Source organism: Paraburkholderia kirstenboschensis, from assembly GCF_904848585.1.
In the GTDB taxonomy this organism is placed as follows: domain Bacteria; phylum Pseudomonadota; class Gammaproteobacteria; order Burkholderiales; family Burkholderiaceae; genus Paraburkholderia; species Paraburkholderia kirstenboschensis.
In genome coordinates this window covers 1-937 of record NZ_CAJHCR010000083.1, presented here as the reverse complement: position 1 = coordinate 937, position 937 = coordinate 1, and the positions used below count along the sequence as shown (strand labels likewise).

Genomic DNA, 937 nt, shown 5'->3' with positions numbered 1-937 from the left:
TGGCTGGCTGAGCACAGCGTGCATTTCGTCTTTACCACCGGCTACGGCGCCGACGCGCTCGACCCTGCCTACACCAGATATCCGAGGTGCGAGAAACCCTTCGATCCACGCGTGCTTTTCAGGGCGCTGGCTTCCCCCTCCCTCTGAATGAATCGTCCACGTTCTGCGTCGAGCGGGTGGCGCCTTGCAAGCGTTGAACGGCCATTCAACCGCTCTGCGCGGGTGCCCGCTTATGGCCGGCCAAACAGTGCCTCATGCTGCTCCATGCCAGACCGCCGCTCACACGCGGGCCCGTCGGCTGTACGCGACCCACCCGTGCCCTTCAGTTAGTTTCTTCGAATGTCACCGCCGCGCTGAAAGCGGCCGTAGCGGGAGGTCGCCCCTTGGAGATCAGCTTTTATGTCAATGATGCGCCGGGCAGGGAGTGGCGGATGGCTGTCACCGGACCCATGGCGGCCATCCGGGTCGCCCCACCGGCAAAGATACGTTCTGAAGCGAACGTCTGTTCGCTCACATTGATTGGCACTCCTGGTCTCAAACGGTCTACGCCACGAACCTAGTGGCAGCACGCGACGGTTGTCCGGCACAGCAAGCGCGGGTGCTTGCGCCGGCAACGGCAGAAGCGCCGCCTGCTCGGCAGCAAGCCTCACTGCCGGACGCTCGCCCGTCGTCGCATGACGGCGCGTGTTGGCAACCTCCGCCAGCCATCGACCGATATGCGCGTTGGCGGCCTCTACATCCAGCCTCAAGCCCGATGACCTGAGCGTCGCGGCAAGCGGCACAACGAAGCTCTCCTTCAGATAGCGGTTGAACCGTTCGACCTTGCCCTTCCCGTAAGTCCACGAATGCAGATCGTACAGGCGCTCAAGCGCGTGTAGAGATCGAGGTCACCCACCCGTTCCATCCATGGCGGGGCAGGCGCTTTGTGCTGGCAACC

Annotated in this window: 1 pseudogene; it reads right to left on the bottom strand. The window is 63.5% G+C overall.

The window, feature by feature from the left end:
* Positions 1-604: 604 nt before the first annotated feature.
* Positions 605-830 (bottom strand): annotated as a pseudogene (locus tag JMY24_RS38085) (IS21 family transposase); the annotation flags it as partial.
* Positions 831-937: the final 107 nt, after the last annotated feature.